At 53.7% G+C, this 22,050-nt stretch carries 18 protein-coding genes; 8 read left to right on the forward strand and 10 right to left on the reverse strand.

What is annotated here, in order from left to right:
- Positions 1-17: 17 nt before the first annotated feature.
- A complete protein-coding gene (locus ACVBEJ_RS06805; protein WP_447128863.1) occupies positions 18-1,085 on the reverse strand; it encodes a Fic family protein in 1,068 nt (355 codons plus the stop codon).
- 171 nt (positions 1,086-1,256) lie between these two features.
- Between ACVBEJ_RS06805 and ACVBEJ_RS06810 the strand changes: the two genes are divergently transcribed.
- The 7 genes from ACVBEJ_RS06810 (at position 1,257) to ACVBEJ_RS06840 (ending at position 8,157) form a co-directional block, all read left to right on the forward strand.
- Entirely contained in the window at positions 1,257-2,237 is a 981-nt protein-coding gene (locus ACVBEJ_RS06810) for a metalloregulator ArsR/SmtB family transcription factor (RefSeq protein WP_447128864.1), read from the forward strand.
- Positions 2,238-2,402: 165 nt separating this feature from the next.
- Positions 2,403-3,560 (forward strand): methionine adenosyltransferase, encoded by a 1,158-nt coding sequence (metK, locus tag ACVBEJ_RS06815; protein WP_447128865.1) that lies wholly within the window; start codon positions 2,403-2,405, stop codon positions 3,558-3,560.
- Positions 3,561-3,622: 62 nt separating this feature from the next.
- The gene (locus ACVBEJ_RS06820; protein ID WP_447128866.1) at positions 3,623-4,042 is read left to right on the forward strand and encodes a four helix bundle protein; all 420 of its coding nucleotides are present in this window, start codon (positions 3,623-3,625) and stop codon (positions 4,040-4,042) included.
- Positions 4,035-5,390 (forward strand): adenosylhomocysteinase, encoded by a 1,356-nt coding sequence (gene ahcY, locus ACVBEJ_RS06825; RefSeq protein WP_447128867.1) that lies wholly within the window; start codon positions 4,035-4,037, stop codon positions 5,388-5,390. The genes ACVBEJ_RS06820 and ahcY overlap by 8 nt, the downstream gene beginning before the upstream one ends.
- A 216-nt stretch (positions 5,391-5,606) precedes the next feature.
- Entirely contained in the window at positions 5,607-6,455 is an 849-nt protein-coding gene (metF, locus tag ACVBEJ_RS06830; protein ID WP_447128868.1) for a methylenetetrahydrofolate reductase [NAD(P)H], read from the forward strand.
- Between the two features lie 307 nt (positions 6,456-6,762).
- Positions 6,763-7,356 (forward strand): carboxymuconolactone decarboxylase family protein, encoded by a 594-nt coding sequence (locus tag ACVBEJ_RS06835; RefSeq protein ID WP_447128869.1) that lies wholly within the window; start codon positions 6,763-6,765, stop codon positions 7,354-7,356.
- Between the two features lie 72 nt (positions 7,357-7,428).
- Entirely contained in the window at positions 7,429-8,157 is a 729-nt protein-coding gene (locus tag ACVBEJ_RS06840; RefSeq protein WP_447128870.1) for a 16S rRNA (uracil(1498)-N(3))-methyltransferase, read from the forward strand.
- Positions 8,158-8,328: 171 nt separating this feature from the next.
- Here ACVBEJ_RS06840 and ACVBEJ_RS06845 read toward each other — a convergent pair whose 3' ends face one another.
- The 8 genes from ACVBEJ_RS06845 to ACVBEJ_RS06880 form a co-directional block, all read right to left on the reverse strand.
- Positions 8,329-9,477 (reverse strand): TlpA family protein disulfide reductase, encoded by a 1,149-nt coding sequence (locus ACVBEJ_RS06845; protein ID WP_447128871.1) that lies wholly within the window; start codon positions 9,475-9,477, stop codon positions 8,329-8,331.
- Between the two features lie 73 nt (positions 9,478-9,550).
- Positions 9,551-12,631, reverse strand: a complete 3,081-nt coding sequence (locus ACVBEJ_RS06850; RefSeq protein ID WP_447128872.1) for a TonB-dependent receptor domain-containing protein — start codon at positions 12,629-12,631, stop codon at positions 9,551-9,553.
- Positions 12,632-12,687: 56 nt separating this feature from the next.
- Positions 12,688-13,719, reverse strand: coding sequence for a FecR family protein (locus ACVBEJ_RS06855; protein WP_447128873.1), 1,032 nt, complete (start codon positions 13,717-13,719; stop codon positions 12,688-12,690).
- On the reverse strand, positions 13,712-14,299 hold the full coding sequence (locus ACVBEJ_RS06860; RefSeq protein WP_447128874.1) for an RNA polymerase sigma factor: 588 nt from the start codon (positions 14,297-14,299) through the stop codon (positions 13,712-13,714). Before ACVBEJ_RS06860 ends, ACVBEJ_RS06855 begins: the two co-directional genes overlap by 8 nt.
- Positions 14,300-14,748: 449 nt before the next feature.
- Positions 14,749-15,933, reverse strand: coding sequence for a hypothetical protein (locus ACVBEJ_RS06865; protein WP_447128875.1), 1,185 nt, complete (start codon positions 15,931-15,933; stop codon positions 14,749-14,751).
- A gap of 129 nt (positions 15,934-16,062) precedes the next feature.
- Positions 16,063-16,860 (reverse strand): outer membrane lipoprotein-sorting protein, encoded by a 798-nt coding sequence (locus ACVBEJ_RS06870; protein WP_447128876.1) that lies wholly within the window; start codon positions 16,858-16,860, stop codon positions 16,063-16,065.
- A 103-nt stretch (positions 16,861-16,963) separates the two neighbouring features.
- Positions 16,964-19,297 (reverse strand): efflux RND transporter permease subunit, encoded by a 2,334-nt coding sequence (locus tag ACVBEJ_RS06875; RefSeq protein ID WP_447128877.1) that lies wholly within the window; start codon positions 19,295-19,297, stop codon positions 16,964-16,966.
- Between the two features lie 146 nt (positions 19,298-19,443).
- On the reverse strand, positions 19,444-20,025 hold the full coding sequence (locus ACVBEJ_RS06880) for a TetR/AcrR family transcriptional regulator (protein WP_447128878.1): 582 nt from the start codon (positions 20,023-20,025) through the stop codon (positions 19,444-19,446).
- 104 nt (positions 20,026-20,129) lie between these two features.
- Here ACVBEJ_RS06880 and ACVBEJ_RS06885 point away from each other — a divergent pair, with 104 nt between their 5' ends.
- The gene (locus ACVBEJ_RS06885; RefSeq protein WP_447128879.1) at positions 20,130-20,966 is read left to right on the forward strand and encodes a creatininase family protein; all 837 of its coding nucleotides are present in this window, start codon (positions 20,130-20,132) and stop codon (positions 20,964-20,966) included.
- A 184-nt stretch (positions 20,967-21,150) separates the two neighbouring features.
- Here the strand turns inward: ACVBEJ_RS06885 and ACVBEJ_RS06890 are convergent, their stop codons facing one another.
- On the reverse strand, positions 21,151-21,948 hold the full coding sequence (locus ACVBEJ_RS06890; RefSeq protein WP_447128880.1) for a glucosaminidase domain-containing protein: 798 nt from the start codon (positions 21,946-21,948) through the stop codon (positions 21,151-21,153).
- Between the last annotated feature and the right edge of the window lie 102 nt (positions 21,949-22,050).

Here is a 22,050-nt window from a genome sequence, read left to right on the forward strand (position 1 = left end):
ATGGGGCAGCAATGAAGTCACATAAAAATATCGCACAAAGGGCGGTTGATGTAGTAATTATTGCGCCCTACTTTTTCCTTTATCAGCAAACCTTCCATCACCAATTGTTCCAGATATTTGGTGGCGGTGACTCTGGTCACACGCAAATCCCTGACCACAAAATCGATTTTTGTGTAAGGGTGACGGAACAGATTGTTAAGCAAGTCCTGACTGTACATTTTTGGCAAGCGGGTGCGTATGGCCACTTTATAAGCCTGCATCAGTTGCTTGATCTGGTCGATTTGGCCAATCGAGTGCTTTGCCGTTTGCTCCACCCCTTGCAGCATATAGAGTAACCAGGGCTCCCAGTCACCATTGTCCCTGACGCCTTGCAACCCCTGATAATAAGCGGCCTTGTTTTGAGTAATGTACCGGCCCAGGTAGAGAATGGGGAGTTCCAACAAATCTTTTGCCACCAGGTAAAGGATATTCAGAATGCGGCCCGTACGCCCGTTACCATCGTAAAATGGGTGAATGCTTTCAAACTGGAAGTGAATAATTGCCATCTTGACCAACGGCTCCACTGGCGACAGCTCGTCATCGTTCAGATAGTGCACCAGGTTTTCGATCAACCGCTCCACATCGGCGGCCTGTTGGGGCGGGGTATAAACCACTTCTCCTGTATTCAGGTTCTTCAGCTCGGTACCCGGCAACTTGCGCAACCCGGCGCGGTTTCCTTCCAGGGTTTGCTGGATATCGAGAATATCGGCCAAGCGAATCAACCCACTTTGCCGCGCTCGATCAAAGCCTTTCTTCAAGGCCGCGCTGTAATTTTGCACCTCTTTGGTGGCTGGGCTGGAATAACCCGTAAACAGGTTGGCCTTATACAATTCGTCATGGGTGGTAACGATATTCTCTACCTCGGAACTGTCTTTCGCCTCTTGCAATGTCAGGGTATCGATCAAGATACCCTCATTGGGAATCGCTTTGGCTGCCCCTTTTAGCTCCGCCAGATAACGAGTGGCCCGCGACACCTGCTTTAGTACCCGGCGAGTTTCCAACTCAGATTCGTTGGGTATTGGTAAAGAACCAACGGTATAAGACATAACATCCACTCGCCAATATATAAAAATTCCCTCTGATTCTATATAAATACAAGCAAACATGCATAGATAAATCATTTTTTTATGCATGTTGTGTTGGATATGTATAAAAATACCGCAATCTATATCAAATTATTTTGATATAGGTCTTCTATTTTGCTAGCATGCCCCGCCATGAGCAAGGATTCACTCCCAGCCACAGATACTCTGGCCGCCATACTGAAGGCCGCCGGTGATGGTTTGCGGTTGGAGATTTTGCGGGTTTTGCAGCGGGACTCTTACGGGGTGCTGGAGTTGTGCCAAATTCTGGCCCTGCGCCAGCCGGCCCTGAGCTACCAGCTTAAAGTGCTGGCCAGCGCCGGTTTGGTGACTACCCGCAAAGAGGGCAATACAGTGTTTTACCGGCGCGCTTCTGCTGCCGGGCGGTTCAGTGGTTTGTTGCGCGAGCTGTTTGTCACCGCCGACCAATTACCGTTGCGGCCAGAGCTATTGGTGGGCATTGAAGCGGTACAGGCGGCGCGGGTGGCGGCATCGCGGGATTTTTTTCAGCGCAATGCCAACCGCTTTCGCAAACATCAGGATTTGATCGCCAGCTTCAAAGACTATGGCGAGGCGATTATTGGCTTTTTAACGGCCATTGTGCCGCCATCTGCGGCGAACGCCATTGAAGTTGGCCCTGGGGAAGGCGAGCTGCTGGAGGCATTAAGCCAGCGCTTTGAGCGCCTGACCGCGCTGGAATTGTCCAGCGAGATGTTGGAAAAATCCCGGCAGTTGGCTCACAGGCAAGGGCTTGTCAATGTGGATTTTTTCCACAGCGATACCGGCACGGCGGTTCAGGAAGGTCTGCGAGCGGATTGCATCACCATCAATATGGTGCTGCACCACACCCCCTCTCCGGCCCAGGTGTTCAGCGACTTGGGGGAGCTGTTAAACCCCGGCGGGCACCTGTTGGTGACCGAACTGTGCCGCCACGACCAGAGCTGGGCCAAGGAAGCCTGTGGCGACCAGTGGCTGGGTTTTGAACCGGAAGATTTAACCGAGTGGGCCAGGCAAGCCGGCTTGGGCGAGGGGCAGAGTCAGTACCTCGCGTTGAAGAATGGATTTAAGGTGCAGTTGAGGCACTTCGCAAAAACTGGTCGCACGTCGCACGTCTGACGTCGCACGCTTTTTTGGTGCCAACTTCAATATCAACGCAACCAGCAAGCACCACCGGATTTGCAGGAAACAACACGTAGTTTATGAGCCTGAGGGTTTTAGCGTGCGACCTTCGGAACAATGGCACCGTGCCACCCAATTACTACAAAAGGCGAGAAGCAAAACATGAGTAATTACAGTGTATTCACCTCGGAGTCCGTCTCCGAAGGTCACCCGGACAAAATGGCGGATCAGATTTCTGACGCCATTCTCGATGCCATGCTCAAAGACGACCCGGAATCCCGGGTGGCGGTAGAGACCATGGTCAAAACCGGCATGGTGGTCATTGCCGGTGAGGTGCGCACCTCCACCTACGTGGACCTGGAAGAAGTGGTTCGCGACGTGGTACTCAACATTGGCTACAACTCCAGCGATGTGGGCTTCGACGGCGCCAGCTGTGCGGTGCTCAACGCCATTGGCAAGCAGTCGCACGACATTGCCATGGGCGTGGACGAGGGCGATGACAAGGATCAGGGCGCTGGCGACCAGGGCCTGATGTTTGGCTACGCCACCACCGAAACCGATGCCCTGATGCCAGCCCCCATTTACTACTCGCACCGCCTGGTTGAGCGCCAGGCCCAGCTGCGCAAGCAAGGTGCACTGCCCTGGCTGCGCCCGGACGCCAAAAGCCAGGTGACCATGCGTTACGACGAAACCGGCAAGCCCTGCGCGGTGGATGCGGTTGTGCTGTCTACCCAACACAACCCGGACGTATCGCAAAATGACATTCGCGAAGCGGTGATGGAAGAAATCATCAAGCCCTGCCTGCCCGCTGACCTGCTGCACGCCGACACCCGCTACCACATCAATCCCACCGGCCAGTTTATTATCGGCGGTCCGGTGGGCGACTGCGGCCTGACCGGGCGCAAGATTATCGTCGACACCTACGGCGGCATGGCCCGTCACGGCGGCGGCGCTTTCTCCGGCAAAGACCCGTCCAAAGTGGACCGCTCCGCCGCCTACGCCGGTCGCTACGTGGCCAAAAACATCGTCGCCGCTGGCTTGGCCGAGCGCTGCGAAATTCAGGTGTCCTACGCCATCGGCGTGGCAGAACCCACCTCCATCAGCATTAACACCTTTGGCACCAACAAACTGCCGGAAGAACAGATCGAAGCCCTGGTGCGCGACCACTTCGACCTGCGCCCCAAAGGTATCGTCGACATGCTCGACCTGAAACGCCCCATTTACCAACCAACGGCGGCCTATGGGCACTTTGGACGGGACGGTGCGGAGTTTACGTGGGAGCGGATGGATAAAGCGGAGGCTCTCAAAGCTGCGTTGTAATCCGTTTGACGTTGGATGTTCGACGTTTGACGAGGTGCCAAACCCTGACCAGGGAGGGTTAAATGAGAGAATACGAAAAATTACATATCTGGCAGGATGCAATGGAGCTGGTAACTGATATCTACCTGGTTACAGGCTCCTATCCGGAACACGAAAAGTTCGGCCTGCTCGCCCAATTGAGGCGAGCAGCTGTGAGCATTCCTTCGAATATAGCTGAAGGACGTGCTCGGGAAAGTAACAGAGAATTTATACGGTTTTTGCTAATCGCCCGCGGTTCGGTTGCCGAAGTTGAAACGCAACTTCATATATCCGCCAACCTTGGGTATGCCAAAGAAATTGATTGGCTGCTACAAAAGACTGATCGAATTTTTGCCAAAACCACCAAATTGATTAACAAACTGAGATCGTTGGACCGTGCACCTGGCCTTTCGTCAAACGTCGAACATCCAACGTCAAACACGCGGAGCACAAGAAATGACTGACTACAAAGTAGCAGATATCTCCCTGGCCGACTGGGGGCAAAAAGAAATCGCCATTGCCGAAACCGAGATGCCGGCATTGATGGCATTGCGAACCAAGTACGCGGGGCAGCAACCACTTGAGGGGGCGAAAATCCTCGGCTGCATTCACATGACCATCCAGACCGCCGTGCTGATTCAGACTCTGGAAACACTGGGTGCGGAGGTGCGCTGGACATCGTGCAATATCTTCTCCACCCAGGATCACGCCGCCGCTGCGGTGGCTGCCAACGGCACCCCGGTATTTGCCTGGAAGGGCGAAACCGAGGAGGAGTACGACTGGTGCCTGGAGCAGCAGATTCTCAAAGACGGCCAGCCCTGGGGCGCCAATATGGTGCTGGATGACGGCGGCGACCTGACCGCCATGCTGCACGAAAAATACCCGCAGGTGCTGGACAACGTACACGGCATTACCGAAGAAACCACCACCGGCGTACACCGCCTGTACGACATGCTGGCCAACGGCGAGTTGAAAGTTCCGGCCATTAACGTTAACGACTCGGTCACCAAATCCAAGAACGACAACAAATACGGCTGCCGCCACAGCCTTAACGATGCCATCAAGCGCGGCACCGATCACCTGCTGGCGGGCAAAAAAGCCCTGGTCATCGGCTACGGCGATGTGGGCAAGGGCTCTGCCCAATCCCTGTGCCAGGAAGGAATGATTGTGCGGGTGGCCGAAATAGACCCAATCTGCGCCATGCAAGCCTGCATGGACGGCTTTGAAGTGGTATCGCCATTTGTGAATGGCGACCAGAGCCAGGGCGTCAATACCGGGCTGCTGGGCAACACCGATCTGGTGGTAACCACCACCGGCAACGTCAATGTGTGCAATGCGGACATGCTGGCCCACCTGAAAAGCGGCTGCGTTGTGTCCAATATCGGCCACTTCGACAACGAGATCGACACCGCCTTTATGCGCGACAACTACGAGTGGGATGAAGTCAAACCACAAGTGCACAAAATCTACCGCGACCGCGCCAGCAACGACCATTTGATCCTGCTCTCCGAAGGCCGCCTGGTCAACCTGGGCAACGCCACCGGCCACCCATCGCGCATTATGGACGGCTCCTTCGCCAATCAGGTACTGGCGCAGATGCACCTGTGGGAACTGAAATACGCCCACCAAAGCGACGAACGCAAAGCGCAACTGCTGAAAGTGGAAGTGCTACCCAAGAAGCTGGACGAAGAAGTCGCTGCGGATATGGTGGCCGGTTTTGGCGGCGTGATTACCAAAATGACCGATGTGCAGGCAGACTATATTGGCGTGCCGGTTGAAGGGCCGTACAAGCCGGAAGCGTATCGTTATTGATTGAGAGGCCGCACGTCTGACGTCGCACGCTAAAAGCACCCGAACCCGTCATTCTGAGCGTGAGCGAAGAATCTTATGCCCGAATAGTTGCGAGATCCTTCGCTGACGCTCAGGATGACGAAGCCTCGCTGGTATTGCGTGCGACATGCGACGTCAGACGTGCGACCAAAACAACTCGTTTAAAACGATGACGCACATCTTCACTACGGACGACCTATGACCACCACTCTAAACATCAGCTTCGAATTCTTCCCCCCCAAAACCCCCGAGGGGCGGGAAAAATTAAAAACCGTGCGCGCCGAGCTGAATAAACTCAACGCTCACTACTTTTCCTGCACCTACGGCGCTGGCGGCTCCACCCGCGACAACACCAAAACTGTGGTGCTGGAAATGCGCGACGAGGGTTACGACATTGCCCCGCACCTGTCGTTTGGTAGCGACAGCGAAGACACCATTCACGCACTGCTCAGCGACTACAAAAATGCCGGGGTAACCCGTTTGGTAGCCCTGCGCGGCGATTTGCCCTCTGGCATGGGCGCACCCTCGGTGGTGTACGCCGCCGAACTGGTGGCCTTCGTACGCAAGCACTTTGGCGACCAGTTCAAAATCGCCGTGGCCTGCTACCCGGAAATTCACCCCCAGGCACCCAGCTACCGTGCAGATATCGAATACCTGAAGCGCAAATTCGACGCCGGTGCTAACTTTGGCATTACCCAATACTTCTACCACGCGGATGCCTACTTCTACTTTGCCGAGGAGTGCGACAAGGCGGGCATTCACCAGCCCATTTACCCCGGCATTATGCCCATCACCAACTACCAGAATCTGGTGCGCTTCTCCGATGCCTGCGGCGCCGACATCCCCCGCTGGATTCGCAAAGGTCTGGAAAACTGCAACGAAGACAAGGAAAGTATTCGCAGCTTTGGCCTGGATGTGGTCACCAGCCTGTGCGAACAATTGATCGACGGCGGCGTGCCGGGCTTTCACTTTTACACCATGAATCAGGTGGAACCGACGCGGCAGATTATTGAGAATCTTGGCCTGCTGGAAGATTCGGCTTCGTAATTTCTGGTCGCACGTCTGACGTCGCACGTCGCACGCTAAACCCAACGAGGCTTCGTCATCCTGAGCGCAAGCGAAGGATCTCACAACTATCCGGCCATGAGATTCTTCGCTCACGCTCAGAATGACGGGTTCGGGTGTTTTTAGCATCAGACGTGCGACGTGCAGCCGCCCGCTATTGGCACCACACCAAGTCCTAATCTGCACTCTGTAAACCACCCCTTACACCTTTTCCCACTCCCCGTCATTGCGGGGAGCGCAGCGACGCGGCAATCTCCTCGTATTAACTCAACTTTTACGAGGACGCCTCATGGCTCATATGCAACCCCTGCCCGTCGACACTCACCCGGAACTGGCGGACGACTTTCAGATTTTTGTCGAGATTCTCGGCTTTGTACCCAACAGCCTGCTGACCATGCAGCGCAGCCCGGACATGGTGAAAGGTTTTGGCGTACTGACCAAAGCGGTGATGACCTCGGAAGGCGGCGTCGACCTGGGCTTTATGCGCATGCTGGCGCACTTTTGCAGCCGCGCCGCTGGCTGCCAGTACTGCGAAGCTCACTCCCTGGTGGCGGCGCAGATTCACGGCATTCCCCAGGAAAAAATCGACGCCCTGTGGGACTACCAAACCAGTGAACACTACTCCGATGCCGAGCGCGTGGCGCTGGACTTTGCCCTGGCCGCCGGCTCGGTACCCAACAACGTGGACCAGGGGTTGATGGACCGCATGAAGGAACACTGGAGCGAGAAGCAAATTGTGCACATCCTCGGCGCCATCGCCCTGTACGGCTTCCTCAACCGCTGGAACGATTCCATGGCCACCGATCTGGAAGAATCCCCCAAAGCCATGGGCGAGCGAGTGCTCACTTCCGGCGGCTGGGACGGCGGCAAGCATGTCAGGTGACAGTTGACAGAAGACAGAAGACAGAAGACCGCCTACACTGCTGTTCTCTGTTTTCTGACGACTGTCCACTGCATGCGTATCTCCCGACTTTACCTCGACCAACCGTTAGCGGTTGGCAACGAAGTTTCTCTTGGCCCGCAAGCCACTCGCCATCTGATTACCGTGCTGCGCGCCGAATCCGGCGCGCAAGTGGTTTTGTTTAACGGCACTGGCGGCGAGTATTCCGCTACGTTGGTGGCAGTGGATAAAAAGCAGGCGCTGGCGCGCATCGATGGCTTTACACAAATCGACCGCGCTTCGCCGCTGGCCATACACCTGGGTATCGGCCTGTCTCGCGGTGACCGCTTTGATACGGTGGTACAAAAAGCCGCCGAGCTTGGCGTCCGCGAAATCACACCACTCTATACCGAGCGCACCGAGGTCAAACTGAAAGGCGATCGTGCCGAGAAGAAATTGCGCCACTGGCAGCAAATAGCCATCAGCGCCTGCGAACAGTGCCAGCTGAATCGGGTGCCAGTTGTCCACAACCCCGCCTCTTTACAACAATGGCTGGCAGGCACAGAGGCAGCGCAAAAGTTTGTACTTCATCACCGCAGCGATAATGCCTTGCGGGACTATGCCCATAAACCCGAATCCGTGGCCCTGGCCATAGGGCCGGAAGGTGGCTTATCGGAAATGGAAATTGCCAAGTGCCAGGACGCGGGTTTTGACAACCTGGCCCTTGGGCCACGCGTGCTGCGCACCGAAACGGCACCGCTGGCGGCGATCAGCTTATTGCAATTTCAGTGGGGGGATTTTTAACAAACACTCGTCATTGCGACACATTGGCTGGCTTATAGTCCGTCATCGCGAGCGCAGCGCGGCGATCTCGATCCGTGTAGCAGAGGACTTTGCAAGTAAAGCGACACAGGATGGAGATTGCCGCGGGCCTGTAGCCCTCGCAATGACGCGTGTTTACAAATAATCCGCTTTTTAATCTCCTTCTGCCAACGCCACCAAACGCAGCAATTCCTCACGGATGCGGTGCTCGGAATTATTGCCCACCAGCTTGGCCCGCAAAATACCCTGTTCATCCACAATCAGGTAGGTAGGGTAGTGGGTGATACCGCTGATCTGCTGCTGTTCCGGCCCCAGATGCCAGTGCACCCAGGGCATGGCCTGTTCTTCTTCAATATAGCCCACAACGGTTTGCGCCTCGTCATCCACGCTGGCGGAAACCATTTGAAAGGGCCGCCCGACCAATTCTTCTGTTATCTCCCGCAGGGCGGGAATGGCCTCTTTACAGGGTGAGCACCAGGTGGCCCACAGGTCGATCAAAACCACCTTGCCCCGGTAATTACTGAGTGAGTCGGCATCACCATTCAGGTTAACCGTGTTGATCCCCGCCAACGGTTGACCAACCACACTGCCCAATTGTGCGAGCAGATTATCTACTCGCTTCAGGTCATCCACAGCCTCCTCACCAATCTGGCCCTTTACCTCAGCCAGCAACATATTCGCCTTTTCCCGGTAGCGCTTGCGCTCTTCCCGGGGTAGCGCCAACTCCGTGGTCTGCCGAACAAAGTACTGCACCACTGCCAGGGCCGCCTGAACACGAGTGTTGGGGTTGTTACTGTGGCTGTAGTACTGCTGAAAGTAGTCGAACTTTATGGCATCGGGCAGGCCGAGATAACGCATGGATTCCCAAATACCGGGGCGGTTGACGTGGAATTTCAGCAGCAGGTCGGCAATTTCCACGCGCCGCGCAAACGCCTTCTCGTTAGCCTGATCACGGTTGTATACGGCTGGCAGTTTTTTGAGCATATAGGTCATGGCAGTGATGGCATGGTCATCCGCCGGATTTTGCCGGTACACCGGAATCACCTGATCAAATATGGATTGGTAATCCGGCCAGCGCCGCTCACTGCGCCCGGCGCGGTATTCCTGGTCAGTGATTTTACCGGCGTTGCGATCGGCAATGGCCCGGCGAATTTTTTCCTGATTGCGCTCCGTGGCCCGGTACATATTTTCAATGGCCCTTATCGCATCTTCGCGGCTGCCAGTATCGACATCGGCCTGTAGCGGCCAATGGATTAACAGCAGGGCCAACGCAAAGGCCTTTGCCAATGGACACAAAGTCATCCTGAATTCCCTCATAAAAATTAAAAACGGGGAAGGTGTTTTACCACCTTCCCCGTTTGCTGGTTGGCATGGATTACAAATCAAATGTTTTAATTGCCTCCACGAATAACACCCGTCCTCGCGACCTTACCCGGCTCAAGTCAAAGGGTGAAAATGGATTGTTAACAAACGGAGGAGGAGTGTGGGTTATATCCCGGGCACCCCCCAAAAACCGCCAACCACTGTCTGGCAGGTTGTAGTAGCCGGTGACATCGTAGGTGGTATAGTGCTCAACCCTCTGGATATCATCTCCAGTTAAATCGAGGTTTCTGGTGAAGTTAAAGCCACTGTGATAATTGGCGATCAAGTTCACACCATAACCAGGTGTTCTCCAGCCGAAATCAGCCCGAGCCACCCAGTTAGAGGGGGCGCGCTCTGTACCACGAAAGTCCGATACCGGACCGTCAGGGAGAATGGATGACTGCTGCAGCTGTTTGGTGTAAGACCCCCTGAAATCAGCCGAAAAAAGACCGTATTCGGTATCAAAGCTGTAGCCTGTATTTACATCGATGCTGCGCTGCTTGAACTGTTCAAGGTTGGCGGGGCCTTGTGTAAAGGAAACAATGTTTCCCTCCGCATCCCTTTGTACAGCAGTCGATTGAAAAGCACCAGGAGTACGCAGGTTTACATTGACAATAAAGCCTTCGGTGTCAATGACATTGTAGTAGCTTTCCAGATAAAAGCCGTCCAAAAAGCTGGGGGTCCAATTAAAACCCGCATTCAAGGTTTCGGACACCTCTGGCTCCAGGTTGGGATTACCGCCAAAGAAGAAGTTAAAGGTCCCACCCACAGTACTCTCGCCATCCGGAAGAAAAAACTCCGGGAAAGCTCCGAAAAACCCGTTTGCCGCAGTTATTTCACCGGCCGCCGGTGCCCGGAAAGATTCCCCCCAGTTTGCGGTCACGGTTAAATCTTCGAATATGCTCCACCTGAGGCCAAATCGTGGGCTGGTATTGCTGTATTCGGCGCCCGCGCCAGTATCAGCATCGGGCAGATCGTAATCGGAGTATCGTGCCGCCAGGCTAACGGTCAGTGCTTCCACACCCGGCAAACGATTATCGACACCCACCAAAGGCAGGGAAAGTTCTGCAAACACTTCTCTCACTTCCTCTTTGACATCAGCGATCGGCTCCGGGGCCAAGCCAGTAAGCAGGCTAATCCGATTCGGGTCATTCGCAAAATCGAGTTCCGACTCACGCCAATCTACACCGGCCGCCAATCTCACTTGTCCACCAGGCAGAGAGAACAGCACACCATCCGCTACACTTCGAAAGGTATACTGATTGGCCTCCGGTGCATTCGGTAGTACATCGAAAAGAAGGTTGTCGAACTCTTCCCGGGTAATTTCCCCAATCAGAGAACCTGCGCCAAACGGATTGAGTTCATTTCTAATACGATCGAGAAGCCCATTCCTGAGAGCACGTTGCGGGCTGTCTTCAGCTCCAAAGAGGTTCTCTTGGACTGTGTATTGTAATTGAAGATTATCAGTTGTTTCTTCAGACCGACCTATGGAGGTATCCAGTTTCCAGCCACCAGGCAAGTCCAGTTTAAACCCGAGATTCACATCGGTGCGTTGCTGTTCACCTTCTGTTGTCTCAGCTTGAACCAACCCTTGTGCCAGTTCTTCAGTCAGTAGATAGCTGACAAAAACATCTTCCATAAATGGATTGTTCGGATTGTTTTCATCAATAGTAAAATTAATGGATGTAATGGATGGAATACTGTCATTTGCTTTGTTATCTGAGCGATTCCAGGATGCATCCAGAAATAACTCAGCAACCCCAACGTCCTGAGTAACACTAATGGAAACAGACTCGTTGACCGTATCTGCTGTAAACTGGCGACTTATAAAAGACGCATCGGCATTTTGCAAAGCGTTTTCCACCGTAAAATCACTTAAACGATCACCTGCATTTTCGCCTGAGTCGCCCGCCGGCAGTGAGCCAAGCAAAAGGTCAGAATCAGGGAATCCATTTGCGTCCAGACCAAAGACATTACCCGGAGAAGTCGGGATAGCGACAACAGTACCTCTGAAATCACTACCGCCACGAGAGGTAAAATCCAGGGTTGTAAAGTCGGCCGCAGCCTGGCTGACCGGCTGAATTTCCTGGCGGCTCAGGGTCGCCAGGAAATTACCACCGTCCCAGCCAAAACCCAGTGTTTGTTGCAGGCGATACTGGTTGCCACCATTAAGTCCGTTGTCGTAGCGCACAGAGGTTTCTGCACCCACATAATCCTTGCGGGTAATAATATTGATAACACCAGCCACCGCATCGGCACCGTAAATGGCGGAGGCGCCATCCAGCAGAATTTCAACTCGTTCTACCGATCCCAAAGCCAGGGTGCTGAGGTTTGTAAATGACCCGCTCGTACCTAGCGGTGAACCACTGGTGCGGCGGCCGTTAACCAGAATCAACGTGCCTGATGGACCAAGGCCCCGTAAACTGGCGCCACCATTGCCAATAAAACCGTTAGCCGCCTGGGGCTCATCAAAACCAACCTGAACATCATTTTGTGGGGCGTTACGAGTAAATTCCGAGTTAAACTGGGAGTTATTTTGCGGCAGGGAACGCAACAGATCTTCTACAGTTGTGACACCCAGTCGTTGGAAGTCCTCCCGGCCGAATGTGATTGTCTGAGAGGTGGGGTTTGCATTGCGAATCAGGGTGCCCGTAATTACCACCTCTTCATCGGCTTCCTCCTGATCCTTTTTTGACGAGGGAGCCTCCTCCCTTTCAACAACAACGGTATTGTCAGACGCATAGCTGTAGGTCAGGCCCTTGCCTTTGAGCATAGTGTCCAAAGCGCTTTCCACGCTGTGCTCGCCCTCAACTCCCAACAGACTGACTTCAGTGCCAATTTCTTTGGATACTATTATCTGCACACCGGACGCACGGGACAGCTGTAACAGTGCCGGACCCGCCTTTTGCGGCTCAATATCGACGGAAAACGCTTTATCTTCCGCCAGCAGATTCCCGGATGCCGCCAGCAGCAATGCGGACGCAATGCTTCGTGCCAGACGATTTGTGTTGTGCTTTTTGTTTGAAAAATTCATTTCTACCCACCTCTTGATATTTGTGTAGCTGATATAACCGGCTCTAAAAAGTCGATTCACTAACTACACGTACCATCTGAACAACACCCTACCGGGCAGGTAAAAAATATGTCCTATTATTCGGATGAACCTGTGATCAGGATGGTATCGAAATCGCTGACAATCTCGATCGGCAAGGTTTTTTCCAGGCCTTTTAATGCCTGGTCCAATTGATCAATACGAATACCGGCGTACACTTCCAGGTCCATGATTGAGCTGTCGGTAATCAGAATTTTCTTGCCGGAATAGCGGTTTAATTCATTCACCACGTAAACCAGGGGCTTTTCATAAAATTCCAGAAAGCCACTGGTCCAGCCACTCAGTCTGGATATATCTGCCACTTTTTGGGCTGTTAATTGATGGCTATTCAAGTGGCAGTCCACCACCCAGCCTGCTTCTACCCGCTGCTGGCCGGGGATATTGAGTTCCAGTAAATTGCCATCGGCTTGATCCGCCAGTGATTGAATGTCACCGGATACACTGTCGCTACTTTTATGTATGGCCACCTGGCCCTCAACCAGTGCCAGGGTGAACTTGTCCGGTTGTTTGCGAATATTAAATTGGGTGCCCAGGGCGGTGACTGCACGGCCATCCAGTTCCACGGTGAATGGCCGCGCGGGGTCTTTTGCCACAGCAAAGAAAGCTTCGCCCCTGTCCATTATGATGCGGCGGCGATTGTGGTTAAAATCCACCAACACTTGGGTTGCTGTATTCAGCGTCAGCTTGGAACCATCCTTGAGATTCACGGTTTTTTGCTCGCCAATACCGGTGACATAGCGCAGTATGTGGGATTTTTCAGGCAGTGGCTCTGGCCATAGAAACTGCCAGGCAACCACTGCAATCACCATAATTGCCGCCACCGCCGTGCTGAATTTTTGCCACGGCTTTTGAGAGCGAGGGCGTTCTTTCAGGTATTTTTGTATGTCCTTGTCTGTTGCCAGATCCGGCAGGTCCTGCAAGGCCTCTACCATCACGGCCATATCTTCTTCCGGGTAACGATCGCCCGTATCCAGGGTACGGCCAATGCGCTCTGCGTCCTGCTCGGAAAGCTGGTCAGAGAACAATTTGGCCAGGTCGTCAGCCAGGTCTGTATTGGATTTCTTAGTCACTGCCATCTCCATTTTGATGGGATTTTTGAATTTCATCCCTGACACACTTCAGTGCTTTGGACATATATTTCTCGATTTGTTTAACGGACACATTCAATTGTTCGGCAATTTGCCGGTAGCTGAGTAGCTCTACCCGACTGAGCAGGAATACCCGCCGCCATGCCGCAGGCATTTTGGCAATGGCCTGCTTCACCACTTCCAGGTCCTGACGGGCAGCGATAATGGTCTCCGGGGATTGCTGTTTGCTCTGCTCGCTTTTCAGGCCCTGATGCACATCCACATACAGCTTGCGCACCTGGTTTTTACGTTTTAAATCCACAGCCAGGTTGTTGCCGATGGTAAACAGGTAAGCACGGCAACTCCCTTTGTTGTTGAGTACCTTGTCGCTGAGATCGGACAGGCGCGCCAGGCGCACGAACACATCCTGCACCACATCGTCCAGATCGGCCCTCGACCCCAGCCGGCCCGCCAGAAAAGACCGCAAAGGCCCGCCGTGCTCCTCAAACAATTTATTGAGAAGCCGCCGTCTGGCCTGTTGGCGATGGCCGGACAAATCGATCACATTATTGGGTTTTGCCATAAATACGCTGCTGAAACTGACAGTGCCACAATGAATAAACGTGCCACAGAATACATACCCTACCGCTGTGGGCAAATTTTTTTGGGGACTGCGATAATCGCACGGGGCAAGGGAGAGTGTGAATAGTCGCCCTCCAAGACAATCCGTCATTCCCATGGAGGTGCGCGACTGTCCGGGACATTACGAATGTAACTGCTGAAAAAATACAGTACGCAAGACCGGCAGCCAAATGGGTGGCAGCGAAACTTAAAAAATCGTCATCGCGAGCAAAGCGCGGCGATCCAGAGGCTTTGGTTGTAAATCAGCTCCTTAAAAGACACTGGATTGCCACGCTGCGCTCGCAATGACAGTTTGGGTGGTTATCCTGGACAGCAATGCGCCTTCGCGGGGATGACGTAGTGGTTTTTAACACTTGAGTGCGCAGCATTGCACAATGACAAAGCACTCAACTACAGATGGTAGGAAATAGACAGCTGTATGTAATCATCCCTTTCCACAAAAAAGGCGCTTTCTCCCGGTTCCGAGCCGGTTAAAAAGCGCGCTCGCAGCTCGGCGGTAATGCGTTGGCCGATGCGGGTTTCTGCTTCGATGTTGTAGAACTGTTCGCCGCTGTCACGATCCACCGCCACACCCGCCAGCAGAGCGGTATCCTGAGTGTCGTTCAGTGACCAGCGCACACCGACAAACAGGTCGTCGTCTGCCAGGGTAACGGGCGCGTTGTCATTGCGGCCGTCGTATTGGTATTCCAGCAACACACCGATATCCGTACTGGATTCCACCACCTGGTAGAAGGTGTATTCAAAACCCGCTACCGTGGCGAAAAAATCATCGATACGGCCTGCTTGATAAATGCCTTCAAACTTCAGCAGCCAGGCTTCCCAGGTATATTGCAGGTCAACGCCCAACTGGTCGATCTGGTCGTAGTTGGGGATCAGCCATTCACCGCTGCTGTCTGGCAACAGCCGCGCCTCGCGGTTGGTGCCGCGAAAATAGGAAGCACCCAAATCCCAGTCGCCAAAAAAATGGGAATAGCGCAAAGCGATGTCTTGATGCCACTGGCCGGCGGCGGATTCGTACTCGGCGCGATCATTGTCTACCGGCAGCGGCGTGCGCAAGCGGCCATCGGCACCGGGGAACGTGCGCTCGCGAAAGTAAGGTAACCAATACAGACTGATGGCGCCCCAATCTTTCTGGGTGGTGGCGGCAATCATCGGCTGGCCCAATTTGTCTTCCTGGTCGATATCTTCCACCAGGTCGGTCTGGTTGATGATATCCACAAGATGACGGGATTCGGCAACACCCCAGAATACCTTGTCGATGCCTGCGGTGATTTCCCACTGCTCGCCAATATGTCGCCAGTAGGCTTCGCGCAAATCGAAATGGGTGCGTTCGCTGTCTTCGTTGTCATAGCGAAAAAATGGCACCAGAGCGAACTGGTTTTTTCGATCGTCGCTTTTGTAGCGAAATTCCGGTTGCGCCATCAGCGACAATCCAAGGCCGGATTGCTGACCATCAGTACGAGCATCCTGAATAAACCAGCGGCTTTCCAGGCCGGCTTCGGCGGAGGCAGCCCAGTTGTCAGCCTGGGAGATAGTGCTGGTTAAGGCGGCAGAAAATAGAATTAGTTTTTTCAAAAAAGCATCTCTACAAAGTGCGTCATTGCGAGGAGTCCGAAGGACGACGTGGCAATCTTTATCAAGTTGGCAGAATATTGAAGGAGATTGCCGCGTCGCTACGCTCCTCGCAATGACGGAGGTATATTTTTACCGCAACCGGTTTAATACGCCCTTAGTAAAATCTTTATCCGCCAGCCCGGTTTTAAAAGTGTAATCCCCATACAACAGATCGGTACTTTTGCCCGTCTTGTGATTCACCATTACCATTTTCTGGGTGCGCCAGATACTGCCTTCGTACTGTTTGTAATCCAGCAGGCTAAGGGTTTTTAATTTATCTCCTCGGCGGTCGTAAAATTCCACTTGCCTCACTTGAAAATCTGTTTGGTCGGTCCAGGCAATTTGTTTTTTGTAGCCGGACTTTTTGTACGCGGGATAGCGCTCCACCACATCGCAGGTCAGGTCGGCATCTTGTGGGCAGGGTTCTTCGCGCAAAAATTTGTAGGTAAATTTATTCAATTCCTGAGCGGTAAAATCTTCAAACGCAAATTCACTGCCCACAAAAGGGCCGGACTTGTTGGCGGAGGAAATACGCTTGGTGCGCTTTAGGGCTGGCAGAAATAACCACTGATTGTCCGGCTTTAGGATTTGTGCGTGAGACAATAATGCCGTGCCTTCCACATCCGCTGGCGTATGAAACACAATCAGGCTTTTATCCCCCACACTTTCATCCGCCAGCTCCAGGGTTTTGGTGTGCAGTGTGCGGCGGGTTTCGGTGCCAGCGGCATTTCGCAGCACCATGGTCAGCTCCACTTCACTGCTTTCAAAACCGCGGTCGGAACGGTCTGACCGGGCGGCGATATCGAAGCCTTTTTGTTGCAGATCATCGGCTTGAGTTTGCAATGCAACTGAAAATAAAACGGCAGTAACAATTATTAATTTCTTCATTTTAAAAATCCTCTATAACTAGCAAATCGTTCGTCATTGCGAGGAGCCGAAGGCGACGCGGCAATCTCCAGATTTCGGAGTGCTTGGTTGGAGATCGCCGCGGTCACTGCGTTCCCTCGCGATGACGAAGAATTTTCTTATGCCCAAGCATCAACAACGCCGGCAACATTAAAAAATCAAACACCAGGGCTGAAACAATGGTAATCGCCGTCAGCAAGCCCATCTGAAAATTGATCAGAAAACTGGAGTACATCAGCACACAAAAGCCGATCACCAGAATAACCGTGGTCGCCAATATCGCCACCCCCACGGTCTGAAAAGCGTAACGAATGGCATCGGGAATTTCCAAACCTTTCTCCCGGCGGGCGCGCAGGTATTTGGACAAAAAGTGCACCGTGTCGTCCACCACAATACCCAGCGATGTGGCAGTAATAGCAGCCGCCGCCATACCCACTTTTCCCACCAGCAACGCCCAGATTCCAAAGGTAATCATAATAGGCACGGTGTTGGGTATCAGGCTGAGGGCGCCGAGCTTAAAACTGCGCAGGGCAAACATCAAAATGATGGCGATGGCAAATATGGCAACGCTGTTGCCCTTGAACATGCTTTCAATATTGCGCTGGGAAATGTAGGAAAACATCACTGTGGCACTGGTGGGTTTGGCTTGCATATGCAGTGGCAGATTGACGGCCATCCAATCGTCGCTGCGCTCCAGAAAAGCCCGAATTTCAATGGTGGACATATCCTTGAGTGACGAGGTTACCCGGGTGGCGGACTTGTCCACATTGATGCGATCGTTCAAGTCCAACCCATAGGGCAGGGACATTTCGTACAGCAGCAAATACTGTGCGGCCAGTTGGCGATTATCGGGAATGCGGTGCCAGTCCGTGTCGTCGCCATGGAGGTTTTTGTTCAAGCGTTTGACGATATCCGTATAGCTGTATACGTGATTCACTTCTGGTTGTGCCGTCAGCCAGTCCGTGAGCCGTTCCAGATTTTGCAGGTATTGTGGGTCGTTAATGCCACCGGGCTCACCGGATTCCACCGACAACTCCACCACATAGGGGCCATTGAGATAGGCGTTGGCAAAATCGGCGTCGTTGCGAAACTCCACTCGCTTGTCAAAGTACTGGACAAATTCATCGTTGAGCTGAATGGTGGGAACCATGGCCACCAGAATCACAGTGACAGAGCCCATAATCAGCAGAATGGATTTGTAGCGGGCGGTCACCCAGTCCGCAAGCCGGTCGATAGCCTGGTTCAGCCTGCCGTTGCTATTGCGCTGTCGCCGTTTGATGGGCAGCAAGCTGACCACCGCCGGCAGCAAAGTGAGGGACAACACCCAGGCCGCCGTAATACCCATGGCGGTGATATTGCCCAGGTGCCAGAACGGTGGTGTATCGGAAAAATTCAGCGACAGAAAACCCACCACCGTGGTCAGACTGGTAATGGTGACTGGCATCAGATTAACGCGGATGCTTTCTTGCAACGCCCCGTGCTTGTCACGACCTTCGGCCATGGCACTGAAAAAGCTCACCAGAATGTGCACACTGTCGGCAATGGCGAGAGTGAGAATAATGGTGGGCGCCATCACCGCAATAGGGGTCAGCTTGACACCGGCAAAGCCCGCCACCCCCATCGCCACGGCGGTGGACGCGGCAATCACCAGCAAGGTGGCAAACATGGCGCTGATGCTGCGCAGCACCAGCACCATGGCCAGCAACAAAATCAGATACATCAGCGGAGTCAATGTGCTTACATCCTGTCTGCCGGTTTCCCCGAAGGCGTTGTTTAACATGGTGATGCCGGACAGGGCGATGGTGAGGTCGGGGAATTCGGCGCGGAACTGTTCGGCGATATCCCGTGCCACAGTCACCGCTTCCGGCACTTCGGAAATATTTTCACCGGAGAACTGCAACGTGGCCGCCACCGCTGCGGTGCCACCGTCTGCGGAAATCAGGTTGCGCACCAACAACGGTTCTGCCAGCGCCACCTGCTTTTTGGCGGCCAGCTCATCGGGGCTCAGGTTTAAACCATCGCTGATCAGGTCTTCCACAATCAGGTCGTCTTCTTCCGACCAGGTGTATTGGAAGTTGCTGAGGGAATCTACCCGTATCACGTAGGGAATTTGCCAGGCCAGCTCCGTCAGGCGCTCCATGGCATCCGCCAGCTGCGGGGTAAGTACCTCGCCATTGTCCGGCTTGAGCACAAACAAGATATTGTCGTTTTTGGTGTAGGTATCCTGAAAGGATTCAAACGCCATCAGCTCCGGGTTTTCGTCGCTGAAGAACACTCGGTAATTGGTGGAAAATTCCAGCCTGCCCATACCCGTGGCAATGGCCACTACCACTGCCACGGTAGCGGCAATCACCAGCCACCGGTAGCGAATCATGGCACTGGCAAGGGCCAAAGAAAAACGGTCGATTTTGTTCCCCATTGGGGTTTCCTCTATACAAGTAATGTTGTGTCATCCTGAGCACAGCGAAGGATCTCGTCGTTCGGCATACCCAAGAGATCCTTCGCTGCACTCAGGACGACAATTTCCAGAACAAGCGTTCTGGTTTAAGCCAAAAAAATAGCCCGCTAACGAATGCCCGCCAGTGCCACCTTTAAAAACGGTGCCATGCGCGCTTCGCCAAACCCGGAGCGCACCATCATGGCCATGGCCATTTGCACTCCCACCAGGTAGCCGGCGTACTCGTCCAGATTCATGTCTTCGGGTAGCTCGCCACAGGATTTGGCGTTGCCCAGGGCATTGCGAAACACCAGCTGCAAGCCCTCAAACATGGCATCCAGTTGCTCACCTATGCCTTCGTCACTGCTGGCCAACTCTACGGCGGTATTGCACATAAAACAGCCCATGCGGGCCTCTGCAGTTTTGGCGTGGTCAACCAGGCGACCGTAGTAATTCCGCAGCTCTACAAGTCCGGCATTCGGGTTGCCCAGGTCCTGAATCAAGTCGTGGGCAAACTTCTGGTGGAAGTGCTGCAACGCTTTGATAAAGAACTCGCGCTTATTGCCAAACTCGCCATAAATACCGTAGCGGCTGATGCCGGTGTGCTTCACCAGGTCGTCCATGGACGTGTCGGCGTAGCCCTTCTCCCAAAACAGGAGAACGGCTTTTTCGATCACTTCGGTGGGGTCAAATTCACGGGTTCTGGCCATAGGCGCGGACTATAACAGAATGAATGTTCTGATATCAACCGTTTTCTTTGCGGCTGCACAGGTGGCGGGGTAGACTGCCTAACCGTCCCCTGTGAGATTTTCCCATGACCCGACTCATCATCCCCACCGCACTGTTGCTGCTTACTTCAACGCTTTGCGCCGCCAACCCGCCCCTGACGGATACCCACAAGCAACAGCGCACTGTGGATGCCTACGACACCGTATTTATTGAAGAAATGACCTGGGTGGAAGTGCGCGACACCATTACCGAGGGCAAAACCACCGCCATTATCGCCACCGGTGGCGTGGAGCAAAACGGCCCCTTCCTGGCCACCGGCAAACACAATGTGATTTTGCGGGAAACCACCAACCGCATCGCCCGTCAGCTGGGCAATGCTCTGGTTGCCCCAATCGTACCCTTTGTTCCGGAGGGCAATCACAACCCGGTGAGCGGCCATATGCGCTACGCGGGCACGATCAGTTTGAGCCTGCAAACCTACAAAAAGCTGCTGGAGGAAATTGCCCTCAGCCTGAAAGTTCACGGCTTTGAAAATATTGTGTTTATTGGCGACAGCGGCGGCAACCAAACCGGCATGCAAGAGCTTGCCGCCGAGCTGAACCAAAAGTGGCAAGGCGATAACAGCCAGGTGCATTACATCGCCGAATACTACGACAACCCCCGCTGGACCAAATGGCTGGAAGCACGCAATGTGGTGGAGCAAAAAGACGGCGCCCACCACGACTTTCGCCACACCGCCCTGATGATGTTGGTGGACCCCATGAGTGTGCGCATGCCGCAGCGGGTGGTAACGGGCGACTTTTCGGTGAATGGCGTCAACCTGCTGCCCCTGGATCGCACCCTGAAACTGGCCAACGAGCTGATGGACTACCAGGTGGGAATTACCGTGGAAGCGATTCGCCAGAGTATCCGCAAAAGATAGTGTTGGACGCAGCAGGTTCTTGTCATCCTGAGCGCAGCGAAGACAAATTGGCTTTCCTGCCAATTTGTCTTCGCTGTGCTCAGAATGACAGGGGGCAGGAGGTCTGCATTTAGCGTGCGACGTCAGACGTGCGACCTGTTCATACAAAGCACCGGAATACAAAGCAAACGTCACACGACAACAATCACTCCCCAGCATCGTATCCCTGCCACTGGTTATAGCGAATCATTTGCTGCAGTTCTTCAATATACGCCTCGCCGCGAATTGAATACTCCCCCAACCCCTCCGCCAAAGCCACACCCGTTGGCACCGCAGCCTGCGCCCGTATTGCACGCAGCGGTTGGTAGGCACGGTGAGAGTTGAGGGTGCGCATATAGCTGCGTACAGAATCTTCCGGGGCCACAAAGCGCTGCACCTCATAGGTGCTGCCTTGCGGACGATTCAGCGGCACCAACCCACAACCGGGCTCAAAGCACCACAAACCGAATAAATTGTTTGCCTCCCGTGCGAATCGCGAAGTACCCCAAGCGCTTTCGTTGGCCCCCTGCGCCAGCACCAGAGAAGCAGGCAACCTGTCCACTTTGCGCAATAATGCCTGCCAGGTATTTTCTTTATTCGGCGCAAACTCAGTTACCCGATACTCACTGGCCAATGTTTGCAGCCAGTTTTGTTCCCTGCTCGACAACCCCTGAGATTTACCAAGCAGACATTGCAACGCCGTTCTCTGTGAGTTTATACGAGCATTTTCTGCTTCCACCAGGGGCAGCAAATAAGCGACAAAAGCCTGCTTGCGCTCGCTGCCTGCGGGCAGATTGATAAATGCTGGCGGCGCAGGCCAATCAACAATGGCTGAGTGTGAGGGAAGCAAACAGACCGTCGCTGAAGGCCGCAGCAACAAAGCGGCAAACACAATAGGCAGCGGCAGCAATAGCGGCGCCAGGCGAGTGAATTGGGAGCGGGTAAATAAGCGGATAGCGCACATTCCTGTTTTTATAGTTATGTGCCTATTTACCCTCTACTTGCCGCAAAAATCAAGATGTGCGATTGCGTTTCAGATACACTGCCAGAAAACTACTAACTGGTA

Source organism: Porticoccus sp. GXU_MW_L64 (assembly GCF_052983295.1).

Bases quoted from the DNA above. Each gene is read 5' to 3' on its own strand.
- ACVBEJ_RS06820 (WP_447128866.1), top strand. From the start codon at position 3,623: ATGAGAGAATACGAAAAATTACATATCTGGCAGGATGCAATGGAGCTG.
- ACVBEJ_RS06835 (WP_447128869.1), top strand. From the start codon at position 6,763: ATGGCTCATATGCAACCCCTGCCCGTCGACACTCACCCGGAACTGGCG.
- ACVBEJ_RS06810 (WP_447128864.1), top strand. From the start codon at position 1,257: ATGAGCAAGGATTCACTCCCAGCCACAGATACTCTGGCCGCCATACTG.
- ACVBEJ_RS06860 (WP_447128874.1), bottom strand. From the start codon at position 14,299: ATGGCAAAACCCAATAATGTGATCGATTTGTCCGGCCATCGCCAACAG.
- ahcY (WP_447128867.1), top strand. From the start codon at position 4,035: ATGACTGACTACAAAGTAGCAGATATCTCCCTGGCCGACTGGGGGCAA.
- ACVBEJ_RS06885 (WP_447128879.1), top strand. From the start codon at position 20,130: ATGACCCGACTCATCATCCCCACCGCACTGTTGCTGCTTACTTCAACG.
- ACVBEJ_RS06890 (WP_447128880.1), bottom strand. From the start codon at position 21,948: ATGTGCGCTATCCGCTTATTTACCCGCTCCCAATTCACTCGCCTGGCG.
- ACVBEJ_RS06845 (WP_447128871.1), bottom strand. From the start codon at position 9,477: ATGACTTTGTGTCCATTGGCAAAGGCCTTTGCGTTGGCCCTGCTGTTA.
- ACVBEJ_RS06840 (WP_447128870.1), top strand. From the start codon at position 7,429: ATGCGTATCTCCCGACTTTACCTCGACCAACCGTTAGCGGTTGGCAAC.
- ACVBEJ_RS06805 (WP_447128863.1), bottom strand. From the start codon at position 1,085: ATGTCTTATACCGTTGGTTCTTTACCAATACCCAACGAATCTGAGTTG.
- metF (WP_447128868.1), top strand. From the start codon at position 5,607: ATGACCACCACTCTAAACATCAGCTTCGAATTCTTCCCCCCCAAAACC.
- ACVBEJ_RS06870 (WP_447128876.1), bottom strand. From the start codon at position 16,860: ATGAAGAAATTAATAATTGTTACTGCCGTTTTATTTTCAGTTGCATTG.
- ACVBEJ_RS06880 (WP_447128878.1), bottom strand. From the start codon at position 20,025: ATGGCCAGAACCCGTGAATTTGACCCCACCGAAGTGATCGAAAAAGCC.
- ACVBEJ_RS06875 (WP_447128877.1), bottom strand. From the start codon at position 19,297: ATGGGGAACAAAATCGACCGTTTTTCTTTGGCCCTTGCCAGTGCCATG.
- metK (WP_447128865.1), top strand. From the start codon at position 2,403: ATGAGTAATTACAGTGTATTCACCTCGGAGTCCGTCTCCGAAGGTCAC.